This is a genomic window from Chryseobacterium turcicum (genome assembly GCF_021010565.1).
In the GTDB taxonomy this organism is placed as follows: Bacteria; Bacteroidota; Bacteroidia; order Flavobacteriales; family Weeksellaceae; genus Chryseobacterium; species Chryseobacterium turcicum.
Genome location: NZ_JAJNAY010000001.1, coordinates 1813269 through 1832066, shown reverse-complemented (window position 1 = coordinate 1832066; position 18798 = coordinate 1813269). Strand labels below are relative to the sequence as shown.

Genomic DNA, 18798 nt, shown 5'->3' with positions numbered 1-18798 from the left:
TTTGAAAAAGAAAAAATTCTATCAGCAATTATATTTCCAAGTGATTATTGCCATCACTTTAGGAATTCTCTTAGGTAATTTCTACCCCGAATTAGGCGAAAAAATGAAACCTTTAGGCGACGGTTTTATCAAATTGGTGAAAATGATTATCGCTCCGGTGATTTTCATTACCCTTACTTTAGGAATTGCTCACATGACAGACCTGAAAAAAGTAGGTCGTATTGCGATAAAAGCAATGTTGTACTTTTTCACATTCTCAACATTAGCTTTAATTATCGGATTGGTTGTAGGAAATATCATCAAACCGGGAGCTGGACTAAATATCGACCCTGTAAGTTTATCGGGCGATGTTTCACAATATCAGCAAAAGGCTCATGATACTACGCTTACAGGATTTATTATGAATATTATTCCTGAAACATTATTCAGCCCACTCATTGGAGATAATATTCTTCAGGTACTTTTGGTGGCGATTTTAATGGGAGTTGCTTTGGTTTTAACAAAAGAAAAAAGTGGAAAAGTAACCGAATTCTTACAGGTTCTTGCTGCTCCGGTTTTTAAAATCGTTCATATGCTGATGAAATTAGCGCCCATAGGAGCATTTGGAGCAATGGCTTTTACGATTGGAAAATATGGCTTGGCATCTGTTTTAAATTTAATTCTTCTTGTAGGAACTTTCTACATCACTTCTATCCTATTTGTAGTTTTGGTTTTAGGCGCAGTTGCTTGGTACAACGGTTTCAATATTTTTAAACTGATGTATTATCTAAAAGAAGAACTTTTGTTAGTTTTAGGCACAAGTTCTTCAGAATCTGCACTCCCAGGAATTATGGAAAAGATGGAAAAAGCAGGTTGTTCTAGAGCGATTGTAGGCTTGGTGATTCCTACCGGATATTCTTTTAATCTTGACGGCACGAATATTTACATGACTCTCGCCTCATTATTCATTGCACAGGCATTAAATATAGATTTATCTATCGAAAAACAATTGATGCTCCTTTTAGTGGCAATGTTGAGTTCTAAAGGAGCAGCAGGAGTTACGGGAGCCGGTTTTGTAACTTTGGCCGCAACGCTGGCTGTAGTTCCCGAAATTCCTATTGCGGGAATGACCCTAATTTTAGGAATTGATAAATTTATGAGTGAATGCCGTGCTTTAACCAACGTGATTGGAAATTCTATAGCAACTGTTGTTGTAGCCAATTGGGAAAAACAGCTGGATAAAGGACAACTTCAATATTGTCTTGCTAATCCTAATGAAATTGAGAAAAAACTGGAAGTTTAAAGAATTATTTAATGAAAATCTTCACAAAATTTATACTCCTATTTATTGCATGTATTTCTTTAGCCTGCAAAGAGCAAAATAATAACAAAAAAATGAATAAAAATAACCCTGTTGTGTATTTTGAAATTCCTGTAACCAATATAGAACGGGCAGAAAAATTTTATACCGATGTTTTTAATTTTAAATTTGAAAAAGAAATCATCGATGATTATGAAATGGTACTTTTTCCTTTCGAAGAAACCAAAAGCGGAATTTCCGGAGCTTTGGCAAAAGGAGATGTTTATAAACCAACTAAAGATGGAATAATAATTTATTTTAAAACTGATAATATTGATTCTACCCTAAAAAAAGTTCTAGAAAGCAATGGAAAAATTCTTTATCCTAAAACCATAAATCAAAAACATGGTTTTGCGGTTGCCGAATTTGAAGATAGTGAAGGAAACCGAATTGCCCTTCATGAAACAATAGGCAATAGGCAATAGGCAATAGGCAATAGGCAATAGGCAATAAAATTAAGTTTTTTTATCTATATGATTAAAACCATAAAAATATAAGTTCTAATTACCGACCTTAGAATACATTATTATCATAACAATAATGCATTCATCAGTTATGTTTTAGCCTTCTTTGCGGAAGGCTTTCTTATTTCACAATGATTTTAGATTAAAATATTCAGACTTGAAGGCTGAACTTTCACGTGAATCGGAGATTTTATTTTATTGAATTCCCCATCGAGATGCCAGTTTTTGGTATTTACTTTAAACTCAATTTCTGAAACAGGAAGATAGGTAATGTAATCATCTTCCTTCAGTTTTTTGGTAAACATTCTGAATGCAAAAAGCGGCGAATACGTTAACGGAAATTTTTTCACCAAAACCATATCTACCAAACCGTCACTTTTACTTGCCATAGGCGCAATGTAAGCGTTGTTACCAAACTGGCGGGTGTTGGCAATATTCACCATCAAATATTTTCCGTTATACTGCTTATAATTTTCGTCAAAAAACTTCAGTTTAATGGGTTTATAACTAAAGAAAGTCTTCAAAGAAACTTTAATATAATTTTTGAATCCGCGGTTGGTTTTTTCAAATTCTTTTACCACTTTTCCGTCAAAACCAGTTCCTGAAACATTGATAGAAAGTCTGCCATTTACCGTAAAAGTATCTATTTTACGAGATTTTTTAGCTTTTAGTTTATCTAATAATTCATCTAAATTTTTGCTAAACTGTGTTTCGTTAGAAAAACCATTTCCAGAACCTGCAGGAAAAATAGCTAACACTTTTTCGGTATTAATGAGCTGTTTGGCGACTGTAGAAATCGTTCCGTCGCCTCCAATGGCTACAAAGAAATCAACCTCATCAAAATGCTTATCAATAAAATCATAAGTTCCCAAAATTGACTCAGAAATATAATACAGCGGATTCTGCACTTTATTTTTAAGTTCGTTCAAAAATGGCTGATAATTTTTTTTTGCCGAAAAAGGATTGATGATAAAAGCTACTTTCTCCATTGCCACAAAAGTAAAAAATGCTTCCGGTTTGGAAGCATTAATATTAATTTATTTTCATTCTATTTTTAAATTCAGGATTAATTGTTCCTTCAAGTTCTTTCCAAGAGACAGGAATTACAATATCTCCGGCTGCAAAAGCTGCAATTTCATAAGGGCTGTAATGAAAATAGAGATTTTTCTCATCACAGTAAAAATCTTTGTTTACCGGAATCACATCTACCAAAAGCATATCTGAATTTTTAACCGGACCATCAGAATCAGTCGTTCCACTAGGAATTTTGTCGAGATTTTTCATTAAAAGTTCTTCCAATTTTGCTTTAGGCATTGTAGTAATATCTTTTAAATCTAATTTTTTGTTGTTTTTTAAATCGAAAACTCTCACATCGAATGAATAATTACCATGAGCTCCACCTTCATAAGAAGTATGCAAATATTCAATCTGAAGAAAATCGTCGTTTTGTGAAATAAGCTTCATAAACGAGCCAGCTTCCCAAGTTTGAGGATTTTGAATATCAGAAATCCACTCTTTACTGTCTTCTTTTACCGATGAGAAAAATTCAGCTTTATCTTTTTCTAGAAAGCTTTGCAATCCTTTTTTTGAATAATCTATAATTCCAGTTTTATCGTAGTAAATACTGTCTAATAACGCTTTATCTTTTAAAGTAGGAAAAACCAATACTTTTGACGCGTAATTCACAGAAAGCTTTTCGTTAATCTTTATAGAATCATTCATTTTAAGAGAATCTATTGTAAATTTTTCGGGGCTTTTGATTTCTGTGTTGGTATCCACTGTTTTTGAGTCAGTCTTTTTACAGGCATAAAAAAGGAAGACTGCAGAAAGTAAAATGGGAACAACTGTATTTTTCATAATAATTTATTTTTCGACTAGAATGCAAAAACCATTCACAAAATGAATGGTTTTTAAAATTTGCATCAATAATTGATTATTTTTTAATCAAACTCATTACCTGACTTTCATAATCTGAAATTACTTTCCATATTTTTTTGAATGCCGGATAATATTCTTTGGGATAATTTGCACTTGCAATATTATATTCTGAAATCGTAATAATTCTATTATCTTTTTTCTCTATCGTGTAAGAATAGCTTATTTCTTTATCTTCGGTAACAATTTTTTTATTTTTTGGTAAATCACTTACGTCATATCCCTCAGGAATTTCTATTTCAACAACTTTTGTTTTACTAATGGGCGAAATAAAATCAATCATATATCTTCTTTCATCCAATTGGTCAAAATCATTTTTGGTCTGATGTAAAAATAAAAGAGGGTTCATAATTATCTTTTTCCCTAAGTTATCAATCATATTGTTTGATGCGAAGCTCATCGTAGAACGAAACTCTCCCCCATCCAAAACTCTAGAGTTGATATTATTAAAATCTACTGAAAAATTTTCCTTATACTCTTTTTTATATTTATCTGGATTTTCATCAAAGTTTTCTTTTGCATTCATAGCCATCATCCCTTCGTCTTGATCTTGATAAACACCTGAAACAGTACCATCAGAATTTATTTTTGCTTTGACAGTATGACTATTGTAACTTATTTTAACGTTATTAAGAAAAATAGTTTCTGCTTTATCATCTTTCATCAAGAGACCATTATTATTCCACACTCGTGATGGTAAAAGATTGGCCTGCGACTGTTTTGAAGTTGCATCAAAAAGATAAAATACTTTATTGATTTCGGCTCCTACAACTACATAATTAAAATTACCCAAATTAGGAAATGTTAAATTTAAGTACCCATTTCTTACCGTAGAAATAAGTATTGGGTATGCTTTAATATTTGCGCTTCTAAATATTGCAGTCAACATCAAATTAAGATCTGCATCATTTCCTATCTTATTTTTGATAACATCTTTGATTCCGTTTTCTGCATAAATACCATTATTGTAGTTCCATGTATAACTCGTTTTTACATAATCCAAAATTTTATTCGCTTTAGACATATCGTCTTTTTCATTTAGAATTCCTGCAGGAAGCAACTCTTTTACCAATTTATCTTTTTTGTACTGTACCCCAAAATCATCATGATCCCATAATTTTTTTCTAATATCTTCCCAATTAGAGGTATACATTTTGAGATTATTACCAAAATAAGTTGAATGAAGTTCAGCTCTTATTTTCGTTCTGTAATTATCATTATTATTCACATACTTCTCAGTCTTAAAACCTTTTAGGTTATCATAACCGAATCTATAGGTTTTATATTGTGAACCATACATTATTTCTTCCTTCATAGCTTTGTATTTCGGCAACAAACTTCCTGTAAAATCTACGTTGTAAGACATTTGCAAAGGGGTATCAAAAACATATTCTGTATAGACAGAAGGAGTATCTAATTCTATATAAATCAATGGAATTTCATACGAAAACGGTGACGAAACCTCGTAATGGTACTCTAAAATTGATCCATTCTTTATGCTAGGAAAAGCATATTTATTAACGGTTATATATTTATTTTCTTTTGATTTAAATTTTGAACTTTTATCAACTTTAGTTTCAACTACATTATCTCCTTCAAGATTATATACCAAAGCTTTCATATTATTTAAAAATTCACGATCTCCGGAGTTGTTATCATAAAGAGAAACCTCAAGATTATGCCAATCTTCAGATTTGTCTTTTTCGTAAATTTTCACACGATAAGTATATTCTTTTATAAGGTTTCCGGTGTTATTATCTATACGATAATGTATGGATCGATACAGTATTTCTGCGGGTGCTTTCGGATCAATTTCTGATTTCTCTTTTTTAAGATCATCTTTATTAAACTTAGGCATTTTTAAAAATTTATTATCCTGCGCAAAAAGAGCTGTATTTATTAAAAACACAGACAATAGGGTTATTATATTTTTCATTTATGATTTTTTTGAAATTAAAATTTTTGAGTTATCAGCATTCATTATTTTTTTTCTGAAACTTACGTAGTCATTGTATTTTTCTTTAGAATGCAACCCTTTTTTTATTTGAATAAACCTTTTTACAATCAATTTTTCGTCTTTTTTCTCAAAAGTAATTTTGTACGTTCCAAAATCTGAAACAACAGCACTATTTTCCGGCATTTCTTCGATAGTATACCCTACTGGAAGCTGATAAACAATCTCATAATCGTCTTCATAAGAAAAACGGTTTTCAAATGGAAGATTACGGTTTTCATTTTGATAAAATGTCGAATTTGTATAAATAGGAACAGCCCTAAAAATATAGCTTGAACCCACCATTTTTGAATAATTAACCGCTTTAAAATTCAGATTAAAATCGATTGTTGCTAAATCTCTGTTATTGTTAAAATCAGACATTTCTACTTTCTCAAAATCTAATGTAGAAAGCGCATTTTTTATGGCACTATTTTTTTCAGTCTGTCCTAAACCTGAATAAGATAAATTAAAATCATACTGATTTCCGGTATAAGTAAACTTCCCCTTTCCGGTAATCGTTTTATCAGGATTTAACTGAATATTTAACACCTGTTTTTCCTTATTTTGTTGTGAAGAATAACTTGGAGTTTCCATAATCTCAATTCCGTCAGGCTTTACGGCTAGTACGTTTCTATCTGTCGTACTGAAACTTAAATGATTGTAAGCCATATCCTGAGAGGTATTTTCTAGCCAAATATTTCCTTTTTCTGTAGGGACACATAAAATAATATGATTACCTCCCATTTTAGGAAAATCTTTATCAAATGAAATAGAGGATGAACTAGAATTGACTTTACAATAATATGATGGTATTCCAGCTTCATCCAAAAGTATTTTCATATAATTTGAAAGACCTTTACAATCTCCATACCCTTTTTTCTGTACTTCATCGGGCATCATAGGTTGCCAACCTCCAATTCCTAAGGCAACGAAAACGTATCGTGTTTTACTTTGCATATACTGATAAATCTTCTTCACTTTCTCTTCGGTAGATCCCGAAAGATTAAGTGCTGCAATTTCAGCTTTTATTTGAGGAGTAGAAGCTGAAACCGGTGTCAATAAATTATTATAATACCAAACTCCAAAATCTTTCCAATTAGTAATACTTCCTTTTTTTCCTACCAAATTAAACTGATCCAAAGAAAAGCTTACTTTGGGTACTATTTTTTTAGGATTAGGAACCATATCTTCCTGATCAATGGCAGGAACATTTTGATAGGTATATAATTTAATTCCATCTTCGTCTGAAACATTAACCGAAGCAAAACCGAAAGGCGAATCATACGTTTTTGAACGTAAATTGATTCCTGACTTATTGATGATTTTAAAACTGCTTTTCTGTAAAGAAATATTAAAATCATTATAAGGCGTAAAGTCTGGGATAAAAATAGTATTCTGATCTTTCTGATCATAACTAAACTCAATGGTATAAGGATAACTGGTAGGTGTATAAGATAAATACATCATCCTGCTATCAGAATGAAATGAGCCTTGAGAATTAGCTGCAACATCGGTAAAATCACTTTTAGAGTAGCTCTTTATTTTTGCTCCTTTTTCATCATATACGGTTACTTTAATATTTGAAACCGAATTTCCTTTCTCATAATATATTTTAGGAAGAGAAAAACTTACCGCATCTTTGTTGATGACAGTGATGGCTGAAGAATTTCGATAAACAATTTCATCAATTTTATTAATTTCTAAGACTGTACTCTCATTTCGTATTACAGCACTTGCGTTCTTTTTTAATACATCACTGATTTCGGATACCGGATAACTTTGTGCATAATAAATAGATGCTAAGGAAAAAGCACCTAAACAAAGAAGTTTCATCATGGTTATTATTTTCGGCAAAAATATAAAAAATCTTAAGAAAATGTTAAAATAAAATCATGAATATGAGAATTATTAAATTTTAATTAAAAAAAAGACTCCATATAAAATGGAGTCTTTAAAATATTATTTAAAAAAATGCTTAAACGTCGATTTTCGCATACTTTGCATTTTTCTCGATAAACTCTCTTCTTGGTGGAACCTCATCTCCCATCAACATTGAGAATACATTATCTGCTTCTACAGCATTATCAATTGTTACCTGCTTTAGAATTCTGTGTTCAGGATTTAGAGTCGTTTCCCAAAGCTGCTCAGGGTTCATTTCCCCAAGACCTTTATAACGCTGTACCTCTACTCCTTTTCCGTCCGGAGACATTTGTAAAGTTATCTCTTCACGTTCTTTCTCGTTGTAAGCATATATCTTCTTGTTTCCTCTCTTTAATAAATACAAAGGAGGTTGTGCAATATAAATATATCCATTTTCAATCATTTCCTTCATAAAACGGAAGAAGAAAGTAAGAATCAAAGTAGAAATGTGAGAACCGTCAATATCAGCATCGGTCATAATCACTACTTTATGATATCTTAGCTTAGCCATATTTAAAGCTTTGCTATCTTCCTCTGTTCCTACAGATACACCAAGTGCTGTATAAATATTTTTAATTTCTTCGTTATCGTAAACTTTATGAAGCATTGATTTCTCAACATTCAAAATTTTACCTCTTAACGGAAGAATAGCCTGAAAATGTCTATCTCTACCCTGCTTTGCCGTTCCACCTGCCGAGTCTCCCTCGACTAAGAATAGTTCAGATTCTGCAGGGTCTTTTGATGAACAGTCAGATAATTTCCCTGGTAAACCAGAACCTCCCATCGGAGATTTTCTCTGAACCATTTCACGTGCTTTTTTTGCAGCCTGTCTTGCTTTTGCAGCCAACACCACTTTTTGCACAATAATTTTTGCTTCGTTCGGGTTTTCTTCTAAGAAGTTGGTCAACATTTCACCTACAATCTTATCAACAGCACCAGAAACTTCAGAGTTACCTAATTTAGTTTTTGTTTGCCCTTCAAACTGAGGTTCCATTACTTTTACAGAAATTACTGCCGTCAAACCTTCACGGAAATCATCCCCTGTAATTTCTACTTTTTCTTTTGCAGGAATCCCTAAATCATCAGCATATTTTTTCAACGTTCTCGTCAAAGCACGTCTAAAACCAGCTAAGTGAGTTCCACCTTCGTGAGTATTGATATTATTTACATAAGAATGTAAATTTTCGCTGAATGACGTATTGTAACGCATCGCAACTTCAATAGGAATATTTTCTCTCTCACCTTCCATGAAAATTACGTGTTCCATTATAGAATCACGGTTTCCGTCGATAAACTCAACGAATTCTTTCAAACCTCCTTCAGAATGAAAAACTTCAAAAGTGAAAGTTCCATCTTCATTTTCTTCTCTTTCGTCAACTAACGTGATTGTAATTCCTTTATTTAGGAAAGAAAGTTCACGCATTCTTGCTGCCAGAGTATCATAGTTATACACCAATTCCTGGAAAATAGTTCCGTCTGGCTGGAAGAAAACCTCAGTTCCTCTCTCATCCGTAGTTCCTATTTCAGCAACATCAGCCAAAGCTTTACCTTCAGAATATTTTTGTTGATATAATTTACCGTCACGGCTAACTGTAGCAATTAATAAGGTAGAAAGTGCATTCACACAAGAAACACCTACCCCGTGAAGACCACCAGAAACTTTATAAGAATCTTTATCAAATTTTCCACCCGCTCCAATCTTAGTCATTACAACCTCTAGAGCAGATTTTTGTTCTTTCTCGTGAAAATCTACAGGAATACCTCTACCATTATCTTTTACAGAGATACTTTCTCCTTTGTGTATTGTAACTAATATCGTATCACAATGACCGGCAAGAGCTTCGTCAATAGAGTTATCTACTACTTCATAAACCAAGTGATGAAGACCTCTTACTCCTACATCTCCAATGTACATAGATGGTCTTAATCGAACGTGTTCCATGCCTTCAAGCGCCTGGATACTACTAGCTGTATATTGTTTTTGACTCATATTAATTGAAATAAATTTGCTTAATGCAAAGACCCACAAATATCGTGATTTTTTTCGACTTATCAAAGTTAATTCCATCTAAAAATATCAGAATTAATCCTAAAATACTGAGTTTATTTCACAAATAAAAAACAATAAAGTTACATTGCAAACTTGAAATTATTGTAATGTTTTAAATCATATAAAGTTACCGTAATTTTATACGTAACTTTCAAGTGAAAAATTAATATTATGGATGATTTCATTGCTGCACGCGCCCAAATGGCGCTTTCTTTAGGTTTTCATATCATCTTCGCCTGCGTAGGAATGGTTATGCCTTTTTTAATGGCATTTGCCCATTGGAAATATCTCAAAACCGGAAACGAAATTTATAAAGGGCTTACCAAAGCTTGGAGTAAAGGTGTTGCTATTTTATTTGCTACCGGAGCAGTTTCCGGAACCATGCTTTCATTTGAATTGGGATTGCTTTGGCCAGGGTTTATGAAACACGCCGGACCCATTTTCGGAATGCCATTTTCTTTAGAAGGAACAGCATTTTTTATTGAAGCAATTGCCATTGGTTTTTTTCTTTATGGTTGGGATAAATTTAACAAATGGTTTCACTGGTTTTGCGGATTTCTGGTTGGTTTAAGTGGTTTAGCATCAGGAATTTTAGTAGTTGCTGCCAATGCCTGGATGAATTCACCCACAGGATTTGATTATATCAATGGGCAATACCTCAATATAGACCCTATAAAAGCAATGTTTAATGACGCTTGGTTTCCGCAAGCGCTGCATATGACCGTTGCCGCTTTTTGTGCGACAGGATTTGCTGTTGCAGGAGTTCATGCTTTTTTAATTATGCGAAAGAAAAATGTAGAATTCCATACCAAGGCATTTAGAATTGCGGCTGCGTTTGCAATGATTGGTGCTTTTGGTGCGCCTTTGAGTGGTGATATTGCCGCAAAATCTGTTGCAGAAAGACAACCTATTAAATTAGCCGCAATGGAAGCTCATTTTGAAACCGAAAAAGGAGCTGCTTTTGTTTTAGGCGGAATTCCTGATGAAGAGAAAGGAGAAATTAGATATGCTATAAAAATCCCAAAAGTATTAAGCTTTCTGGTGAGTAATGATTTTAATGCTGAAGTGAAAGGATTGAATGATTTCCCAAGAGATGAATGGCCACCGGTTGCGGTGGTACACTATGCTTTCCAAATTATGATTTTCTTTGGAGTCGTCATGATTAGCATAGGAAGTCTTTATCTTTATGCTTTCTTTTTCAAAAAAGATTGGCTAAATAAAAACTGGTTGTTAAAAACTTTTCTTTTTGCTACCCCTTTCGGATATATTGCTTTAGAAGCAGGCTGGACGGTCACTGAAGTAGGCAGACAGCCTTGGATTATCTATGGAATCATGAAAACCGTTGATGCTGTTACACCAATGCCGGGAATTCAATATTCGTTTTATTTTTTCACGGCTATATTCATTTCATTGTCATTAATTATTATTTTTCTTTTGAGAAGACAGATACAGATGGTTCCCAAACTTTATGACCCTACAGACCCTCAGTTTAATTCTAAAAACAAAAAATCATGATTTACGTTGTAATTGGTTTTCTATGGCTTTCCGTATGTCTTTATGTGATTTTGGGCGGAGCTGATTTTGGAGCGGGAATCGTAGAATTAATGACCAAAAAGAAAAACAGAAAGCACACTGAAAAAATCATGTACGAGTCGATTGCTCCCGTTTGGGAAGCCAATCATATGTGGCTCATTATTGCGATTGTTATTTTATTTGTAGGATTTCCTGAAATCTATACTACCCTATCAACTTACCTTCATATCCCGCTAGTACTAATGCTGGTTGGAATCATTGCAAGAGGTACTGCATTTACCTTCAGACATTATGATGCGGTAGAAGACCGATGGCAGATTATTTACACGCAGATTTTCTATTACGCAAGTCTCTTAACTCCTTTTTTCTTAGGTTTAATAGCTGCTGCCACCGTTTCACAATCAATCAATCCTGATGCGAATAACTTTTTAGACTTGTATGTTTTTAGTTGGCTCAATTGGTTTGGAGTTGCTGTAGGACTATTCACTGTTTCACTTTGTGCCTATTTAGCATCAATTTTTTCTTTACGTGAAACTAGCGATAGATTGGAATTAGAATTAATGATTCACAAATCACACCAAACAATGATTTTTGTAGTCATTACAGGATTATTGGTGTTTTTAGCCGCCTATCTTTCTGATATTCCTTTAACAAAATGGATTTTCTCAAAATATCTAGGTGTAATGGCAATAAGTTTTGCAACCGTTGCTTTAGGATTAATTTTAAGAGCGATGCATCAGAAAAAACTACTTCCGGTAAGAGCTTTGGCAGGATTTCAAATCATCATGATTTTGGTCGCAGCAACCTATCAGCACTATCCGGATATTATTTTATTAGGAAATGGGCAGCATCTTTCTTTATTAAAACATATTGCAGCTCCAAAGACGATTTCAGCACTAGGCTGGGCTTTGGTTTTAGGTTCACTTTTTATCCTTCCATTTTTGTTTTATCTGATGTTTTCGTTTTCAAAGGCATCAAAGAAATAATTTGAAATTATTTTATTTTACCGCAAAAGCATCAAAAGATTTTAGCATGTTATGAGCTTTTCTTTTGATGCTTTTGCTATTAAAAAATATGACCTATAAAAATAATTAGTTACCCAATCAGAGCATTATTTTTTAATTAAAACCACTTCAACTCTTCGGTTTTTAGTTTTATCTAATTCTGTTTCTTCGGGATATGCTACAGGATTAAGATGACCGAGCCCTCTCGCTATAATTCTATTGGAATCTATTCCGTTTTTCACTAGAAATTCTTTGATTGCGTTGGCTCGGGTAAACGAAAGATTGAATGTTTTTAAATCTAAATCTTCCCCATCAAAATTTTCGTAATCGCAGCAAATATGTCCTTGCAATTCGATTTCTAATCTAGGATTTTCTTTCAGTATTTTTAAAAGTTTTACAATTTCAGATTGTCCTTTCGGAAGCCAAACATGACGACCACCAACAAAATTGACATTCGGAAGCGCAAAAGTATCTTTTACTTTCATCTGAGAAATTTCCGTACTTAAAAAATTAGGTAAAGCATTTCTTGAAATTTTCTCTCCTGGAGCAAAAGCGTTTTCAATAAAAACATCTACTCTACGGTTCTTCCCACTCAATTCATCGGTACTGTTGTCATTGATTTGCTTTGCTTCTCCCAAACCAATAACACTGATTAACTGGATATTTTCTGAAATTTTATTCTGAAGATAATGACGAACTATATTTGCACGGTCTTCTGAAAGCTTATTATTGTATTCATTCGTTCCGGAAGAGTCACAATTTCCAAAAATTTTGAATTTTAAGCTGGTTTTCAATTGTGCTAAACTATCCAGTTTTTTCTTAGACTCAGGATTTAATTCATAAGACTTGTGCTCAAAATAAACAGAAGTCATCATTTGTGCATTCAATCCTGCTGAAATTAAAAAGAAGAAAATGAAGTATTTCATCAGATTTTGAGTTTTCTTTAAAAACGGAAAAATATTTAATTATTGTTTAATAAAACAAAAAATTCCTGAAAATAATTTCAGGAATTTAAATATAATTTTCTTTGATAATTAAGCTTAAGCCAATTTCATCAAAACTACCTCGTCAATCTTCTCCACTTTCACCAAGTTTCCTTTGGTTAAAGTTTTAGAAGCCTTGTCCCACTTTTTACCAGATAATTTACTTAAAGTTTTTACTTCTGTCAAAGCAATCTGCTCTCCTGATTTCAGAATTTCAAGAATTATTTTTTCATCTTCTCCCAATTCGATTTGAGGCACTGCTTTTTCAGGCTTCATTTGAGGGAAGAATAATACCTCCTGAATAGATGGATTATTGGTTAAGAACATAATCAATCTATCCATACCGATTCCTAAACCTGACGTTGGTGGCATCCCATATTCTAGAGCTCTTAAGAAATCTTCATCGATAAATCCTGTTGCTTCATCATCACCTTTTTCAGCCAATTTCAACTGGTCTTCGAAACGTGCTCTTTGGTCAATTGGGTCATTCAGCTCAGAATATGCATTTGCAATTTCTTTACCACAAACCATTAATTCAAAACGTTCTGTCAGACCTTCCTGACTTCTGTGCTTTTTGGTTAAAGGCGACATTTCTACCGGATAATCTGTGATAAAAGTTGGCTGAATGAAGTTTCCTTCACATTTTTCACCAAATATTTCATCGATTAATTTTCCTTTACCCATCGTTTCGTTCACATCAATTCCGATAGATTTTGCAAAGTCAAATAATTCTTGTTCAGACTTTCCTGTAATATCAAAACCTGTATATTTTTGAATAGCTTCTGTCATAGAAACTCTTGGATAAGGTGCTTTCCAGCTGATGGTATGTTCTCCAAAAGTAGATTCCGAAGCTCCATTAACCTGCATTGCACAGAATTCTAATAATTTCTCAGTAAAATCCATCATCCAGTTGTAATCTTTGTAAGCTACATAGATTTCCATCGCTGTAAATTCTGGGTTATGCGTTCTGTCCATCCCTTCATTTCTGAAGTTTTTTGAGAATTCATAAACACCGTCAAAACCACCAACGATTAATCTTTTAAGATATAATTCGTTTGCAATTCTTAGATATAATGGAATATCTAAAGCATTATGATGCGTGATAAAAGGACGTGCTGCTGCTCCCCCAGGAATAGATTGTAAAACCGGAGTTTCTACTTCAAAATATCCTGCGTCATTAAAGAAATTCCTCATAGCGGTGAACAATTTTGTTCTTTTCATGAAAATTTCTTTCACATGAGGATTCACCACCAAATCCGCATAACGCTGTCTGTAACGCATTTCTGGGTCTGTAAAACCGTCGTGTGTATTACCTTCAGCATCTACTTTTGGCAACGGAAGCGGGCGAAGAGATTTCGTTAAAAGGGTAAAGTTTTTTACTAAAACTGTCTTTTCACCAACCTGAGTGGTGAATAATTCTCCTTCAATACCGATAATATCTCCAATATCTAAAAGGTGCTTGTAAACCTCATTGTATAAAGTTTTATCTTCACCTGTACAAATTTCATCTCTGTTAAAATAAACCTGAATTCTTCCTGTAGAATCCTGCAATTCAGCAAAAGAAGCCTTCCCTTGAATTCTACGGGACATCAATCTACCTGCAATCTTCACCTGTTTACTTTCAGAAAAATCCTGTTTTATAGATTCTGTAGTATCTGTAATCGTGTATTCTTCCGCTGGGAATGCGTTGATTCCCATTTCAACAAGCTTATTCAGCTTTTCTCTTCTAATGATTTCCTGTTCTGATAATTGCATTGTAATTCAATTTTTTCGAATTGCAAAAATAGTGAATTTTAAACGTTTATGAAACTGGAATTTTGTTTTAACCATAAAAGTAACAAAAGTTTCATATTGAATTGAAGTTGAGTATGTTTCTCTTTTAAAGTTCACAAAACAAAAGCCTTCTAATCTTGCTAAAGACTAGTTTATGATACCAAAATTGCAGCCCGACTTGAGCGGAGCTCTTTTATTTTGTTGGTTGAGCGGAGTCGAAAGCAACAAAATAAAAAGCGGGAGCCCTTCGACAAGCTCAGGATAAACTACAGGCGGATTAAGCTGCCCAAACCTAAAGAAATGGTTCGGCAAATTTTAAAACCAATCTTTCCTATTTTCCTTGGGAACAAAAGTCCACGCTAAGATTCTGCTGATTTTCTGACCTTGAGCCATATCTATCGTTTTCACCTCGACCGTTTTTATTTTTTTCAAAAGGGAAGTCAATTTATACAAATTTTCTTGTTTAGAAACGAGGCACGTAAACCATAAAATTTGTGAGGAATACGAAGTGCTTTCCGTAATCATCTTTGAGATAAAAGATAATTCGCCACCTTCGCACCACAACTCAGATTGTTGTCCGCCGAAATTGAGATTAGCTTTTGGAAGCTTCGTTTTTTTAAGATTTCTTGTCTTCCTAAGATTCCCTTTTATTGCAGATTCTTCAGAATCGTGAAAAGGCGGATTGCACATCGAGAATGAGAATCTATCTTCAGGAGAGAGAATATTTTTGAATATAAAATTGGAATCCGATTGAAATTTTAACTGAATATTTTCAGAAAAATCAGGATTTTCATTTAAAATCTTCTGAGCATTGTCTAAAGATTTCTGATTAACATCGGTTCCCAACATTTTCCAACCGTAAGATTGATGCGCTAGTAAAGGATACACCAAATTGGCACCTGTACCAATATCCAAACCTTTTACCGATACACCTTTCGGAATTTCTTTGGAATTTTCACCTAGCAAATCTGCGAGATAATGAATGTAATCTGCACGCCCAGGAATTGGCGGACAAAGATTCTCGTCTGGAATATCCCAGTTTTTAATACTATAAAAATGCTCCAGCAAAGCTTTGTTAAGCAATTTTACCGCTTTAGGAATGCTGAAATTAATGGTTGGTGTACCATAAGAATTGGTAAAAACATAATGTTTCAATTCTGGCACACAAGAAACCAGCAAATCAAAATCATAAGGATTTCGGTGCAGATTTCTTGGGTGCAGAGTTGATTTTTCGGTCATGAACTATTTCTTCTGACTTAGAATATATTCTACCATTTTTTTGGCATCATCTTTAGAAATTTGCGAGTGAGGCTGCATAGGAACACTTCCCCATACTCCACTTCCGCCTTCAATAATTTTTGAAGCCAGCGTTTCAATATCTTTTTCAGAATATTTTTCGGCAATTTCTTTATAAGATGGTCCTATCGTTCTTTCCACAGCATTATGACAAGCCATACAATCAGAAGCTTCTATTAAATCTTTTCCTGAAACATTAGTAGGTACAGGCGTTGAAATATCTGTAGAATCTGTTGATAGAGTTTGAGAATCTTCTTTTTTAGAACAGGAAACAATAAATAAGCTTAAAACTCCTGTTAAAAACAGTTGTTTCATTATTTTGTTGCTGTAGAATCTGTTGTTGCAGGTGCAGGCGTTGCAGCCGGAGCCGGTGTAGAATCTGTTTTCTTAGCTGTAGAATCTACAACAGTAGTTGCTGCAGGCTCTTCTAGCATAATATTGCTGTCTTGTAAAGATTTATCTGCTTTTTTTGAACAGCTTACTGCTACTAAACTTCCTAAGAATACGATTGCTAATACTTTTTTCATTGCTTTTCTAATTTGGTCACAAAAATATAAAAAATAAAGTTTTAAATGTGAGATTTGCAGCTATATTAAATCATATTTAAACTGATTCCACAGAAATGAAAATAAATTTCAGCTTTTTAATTTTTCTTGTTTTTGATAATAAAAAATTTTCTACATTTGTACCATGATTATTTCTAACAACAAAAATTGGTGGTGGCACTCAAACTCTTCGTCGGGTCTGATGCTATTGTCGTGTTGTTAAAATTACAACTAGAATTCTATAGAAAAACATACAGAGACTTTGACGATTGCGTTGAAGTCTTTTTTTTGTTCCAAATTTTAAAAAAATTATAAAAATGTTTAACAATACCATCCATATAAAAACCACTTCAAAAAAAACACTAGGTGATTTACAGACTCCTATGAATATTTATTTGCAGATAAGAGATAAATTTCGCGATACCATTTTGCTTGAAAGTTCAGACGCAAAAAGTATCGACAACAACTTTTCTTTCATCGCTATAAACGCTATTGCCGGAATTGAAATAAAAAATTACCACGAGTATGAAATTAAATTTCCCAATGAAAATCCGGAGAAAAAATCTTTAGAAAACATTGAAGTTACTCAATTGCTTAATGAGTTTTCAAAAGTTTTTGTTTGTGAAAAAACAGATGACAAAATAGAAAAAACGGCGCAAAGTCTTTTTGGATATACTAGTTTTGAAGCGGTTCCGTTTTTTGAAAATATCAAATTCAAACCTCAAAGCAAAGAAGTTGAAATCCCTATTCTTCGTTACAGATTGTACCAATATGTCATTGCTATTAATCATTTTAATGACGAGATGCATCTTATCGAAAATAAAATTGATGGCGTAAAGTCTGAAATGCGCTTATTACAGGATTTAATCAAAAATAAAAACACCCTCGTTTATCCATTTGAAAAAGACGGTTATGAAACTTCAAATCTTAACGATGCAGAATATCTGGAACTGGTAGACAAAGCCCATAAACACTGCAAAAGAGGTGATGTATTTCAATTGGTTTTAAGCAGAAGATTTGAGCAAAAATTTAAAGGAGACGAGTTTAATGTATATCGTGCGTTGAGAAACATCAATCCATCTCCTTATTTATTCTTTTTCGATTATGGAAATTACAAATTATTTGGCTCAAGCCCTGAAAGTCAATTAATTATTAAAAACGATAAAGCAATCATTCATCCTATCGCAGGAACTTTTAAAAGAAGTGGGGATTTCGAAACCGATTTACAATCTGCAGAAGCTTTAAAGAAAGACCCTAAAGAAAATGCAGAACATACCATGTTGGTCGATTTAGCCCGAAACGATTTAGGAAAAAAAGGTAAAAATGTGACGGTTACCAAACTTAAAGAAATCCAGTTTTTCTCTCACGTTATTCACATGGTGAGTGAAGTGACCGCAGATTTGGAAGAAAACGCCAATCCTTTTGAATTGGTTTCTGCAACATTTCCACAAGGAACTTTAAGCGGCGCACCAAAATATAAAGCCCTTCAGCTTATCGATGAATACGAAAAAGATTCGCGTGGTTATTACGGCGGTTGTATCGGAATGATTGGTCTGAATGGAGATTGTAATCAAGCCATTATGATTCGAACATTTCTTAGTAAAAACAATACTTTATTTTATCAGGCAGGAGCAGGCATTGTTGCAAAATCAATTCCTCAAAACGAGCTGGAAGAAGTTAACAATAAATTGAATGCCCTCAAAAAAGCGGTTGAAAAAGCGGAGAAATTAGTTTAAAATTTTCATGGCGACAATTTCCGTCTTCCGCTGCCAATCTTTTTGTCATTGCGAACAAAATGAAACAATCTTTGGAATTTTTCAGCAATCGCAATAACAAAAAGGATTTCCGCTCAAGCCGGGTCGCAATTTTGTTATAAATAGAAAATTTAGCTCATAAAAATCAAGAAACAGATAATAATGAGTCCTGAAAGGACGATTTAACATAGAATTGGATAAAATCC

Annotated in this window: 15 protein-coding genes; 5 read left to right on the top strand and 10 right to left on the bottom strand. The window is 33.3% G+C overall.

What is annotated here, in order from left to right; genetic code table 11:
- Position 1: 1 nt before the first annotated feature.
- Positions 2 to 1282, top strand: coding sequence for a dicarboxylate/amino acid:cation symporter (locus LO744_RS08260; RefSeq protein WP_230668616.1), 1281 nt, complete (start codon positions 2 to 4; stop codon positions 1280 to 1282).
- Between the two features lie 92 nt (positions 1283 to 1374).
- Positions 1375 to 1764 (top strand): VOC family protein, encoded by a 390-nt coding sequence (locus tag LO744_RS08255; protein WP_230668615.1) that lies wholly within the window; start codon positions 1375 to 1377, stop codon positions 1762 to 1764.
- A 176-nt stretch (positions 1765 to 1940) separates the two neighbouring features.
- Here the strand turns inward: LO744_RS08255 and LO744_RS08250 are convergent, their stop codons facing one another.
- The 5 genes from LO744_RS08250 to gyrB all read right to left on the bottom strand — a co-directional run bounded on the left by LO744_RS08250 (position 1941) and on the right by gyrB (position 9644).
- On the bottom strand, positions 1941 to 2792 hold the full coding sequence (locus LO744_RS08250; protein ID WP_230668614.1) for a diacylglycerol/lipid kinase family protein: 852 nt from the start codon (positions 2790 to 2792) through the stop codon (positions 1941 to 1943).
- A gap of 43 nt (positions 2793 to 2835) precedes the next feature.
- Positions 2836 to 3660: a DUF3298 and DUF4163 domain-containing protein gene (locus LO744_RS08245; RefSeq protein WP_230668613.1), complete on the bottom strand. Its 825-nt coding sequence runs from the start codon at positions 3658 to 3660 to the stop codon at positions 2836 to 2838.
- A 76-nt stretch (positions 3661 to 3736) separates the two neighbouring features.
- The gene (locus LO744_RS08240; RefSeq protein WP_230668612.1) at positions 3737 to 5674 is read right to left on the bottom strand and encodes a transglutaminase domain-containing protein; all 1938 of its coding nucleotides are present in this window, start codon (positions 5672 to 5674) and stop codon (positions 3737 to 3739) included.
- A complete protein-coding gene (locus LO744_RS08235; RefSeq protein ID WP_230668611.1) occupies positions 5675 to 7570 on the bottom strand; it encodes a DUF3857 domain-containing protein in 1896 nt (631 codons plus the stop codon).
- 139 nt (positions 7571 to 7709) lie between these two features.
- Positions 7710 to 9644 (bottom strand): DNA topoisomerase (ATP-hydrolyzing) subunit B, encoded by a 1935-nt coding sequence (gene gyrB, locus LO744_RS08230; RefSeq protein WP_230668610.1) that lies wholly within the window; start codon positions 9642 to 9644, stop codon positions 7710 to 7712.
- A 231-nt stretch (positions 9645 to 9875) separates the two neighbouring features.
- Here gyrB and LO744_RS08225 point away from each other — a divergent pair, with 231 nt between their 5' ends.
- The gene (locus tag LO744_RS08225) at positions 9876 to 11219 is read left to right on the top strand and encodes a cytochrome ubiquinol oxidase subunit I (RefSeq protein WP_230668609.1); all 1344 of its coding nucleotides are present in this window, start codon (positions 9876 to 9878) and stop codon (positions 11217 to 11219) included.
- The gene (locus tag LO744_RS08220) at positions 11216 to 12223 is read left to right on the top strand and encodes a cytochrome d ubiquinol oxidase subunit II (protein WP_230668608.1); all 1008 of its coding nucleotides are present in this window, start codon (positions 11216 to 11218) and stop codon (positions 12221 to 12223) included. The genes LO744_RS08225 and LO744_RS08220 overlap by 4 nt, the downstream gene beginning before the upstream one ends.
- Positions 12224 to 12348: 125 nt before the next feature.
- Here the strand turns inward: LO744_RS08220 and LO744_RS08215 are convergent, their stop codons facing one another.
- From LO744_RS08215 to LO744_RS08195, 5 genes are all read right to left on the bottom strand, one after another.
- The gene (locus LO744_RS08215) at positions 12349 to 13167 is read right to left on the bottom strand and encodes an OmpA family protein (RefSeq protein WP_230668607.1); all 819 of its coding nucleotides are present in this window, start codon (positions 13165 to 13167) and stop codon (positions 12349 to 12351) included.
- Positions 13168 to 13281: 114 nt separating this feature from the next.
- Positions 13282 to 14979 carry a lysine--tRNA ligase gene (lysS, locus tag LO744_RS08210; protein ID WP_230668606.1) on the bottom strand — a complete coding sequence of 566 codons (1698 nt, stop codon included), beginning with the start codon at positions 14977 to 14979 and terminating at the stop codon, positions 13282 to 13284.
- Positions 14980 to 15312: 333 nt separating this feature from the next.
- The gene (rlmF, locus tag LO744_RS08205) at positions 15313 to 16236 is read right to left on the bottom strand and encodes a 23S rRNA (adenine(1618)-N(6))-methyltransferase RlmF (RefSeq protein WP_230668605.1); all 924 of its coding nucleotides are present in this window, start codon (positions 16234 to 16236) and stop codon (positions 15313 to 15315) included.
- Between the two features lie 3 nt (positions 16237 to 16239).
- Entirely contained in the window at positions 16240 to 16608 is a 369-nt protein-coding gene (locus tag LO744_RS08200; RefSeq protein ID WP_230668604.1) for a c-type cytochrome, read from the bottom strand.
- Entirely contained in the window at positions 16608 to 16820 is a 213-nt protein-coding gene (locus LO744_RS08195; protein ID WP_230668603.1) for a hypothetical protein, read from the bottom strand. Before LO744_RS08195 ends, LO744_RS08200 begins: the two co-directional genes overlap by 1 nt.
- Before the next feature lie 335 nt (positions 16821 to 17155).
- Here LO744_RS08195 and LO744_RS08190 point away from each other — a divergent pair, with 335 nt between their 5' ends.
- Positions 17156 to 18574, top strand: coding sequence for an anthranilate synthase component I family protein (locus tag LO744_RS08190; RefSeq protein WP_230668602.1), 1419 nt, complete (start codon positions 17156 to 17158; stop codon positions 18572 to 18574).
- Positions 18575 to 18798 lie beyond the last annotated feature (224 nt).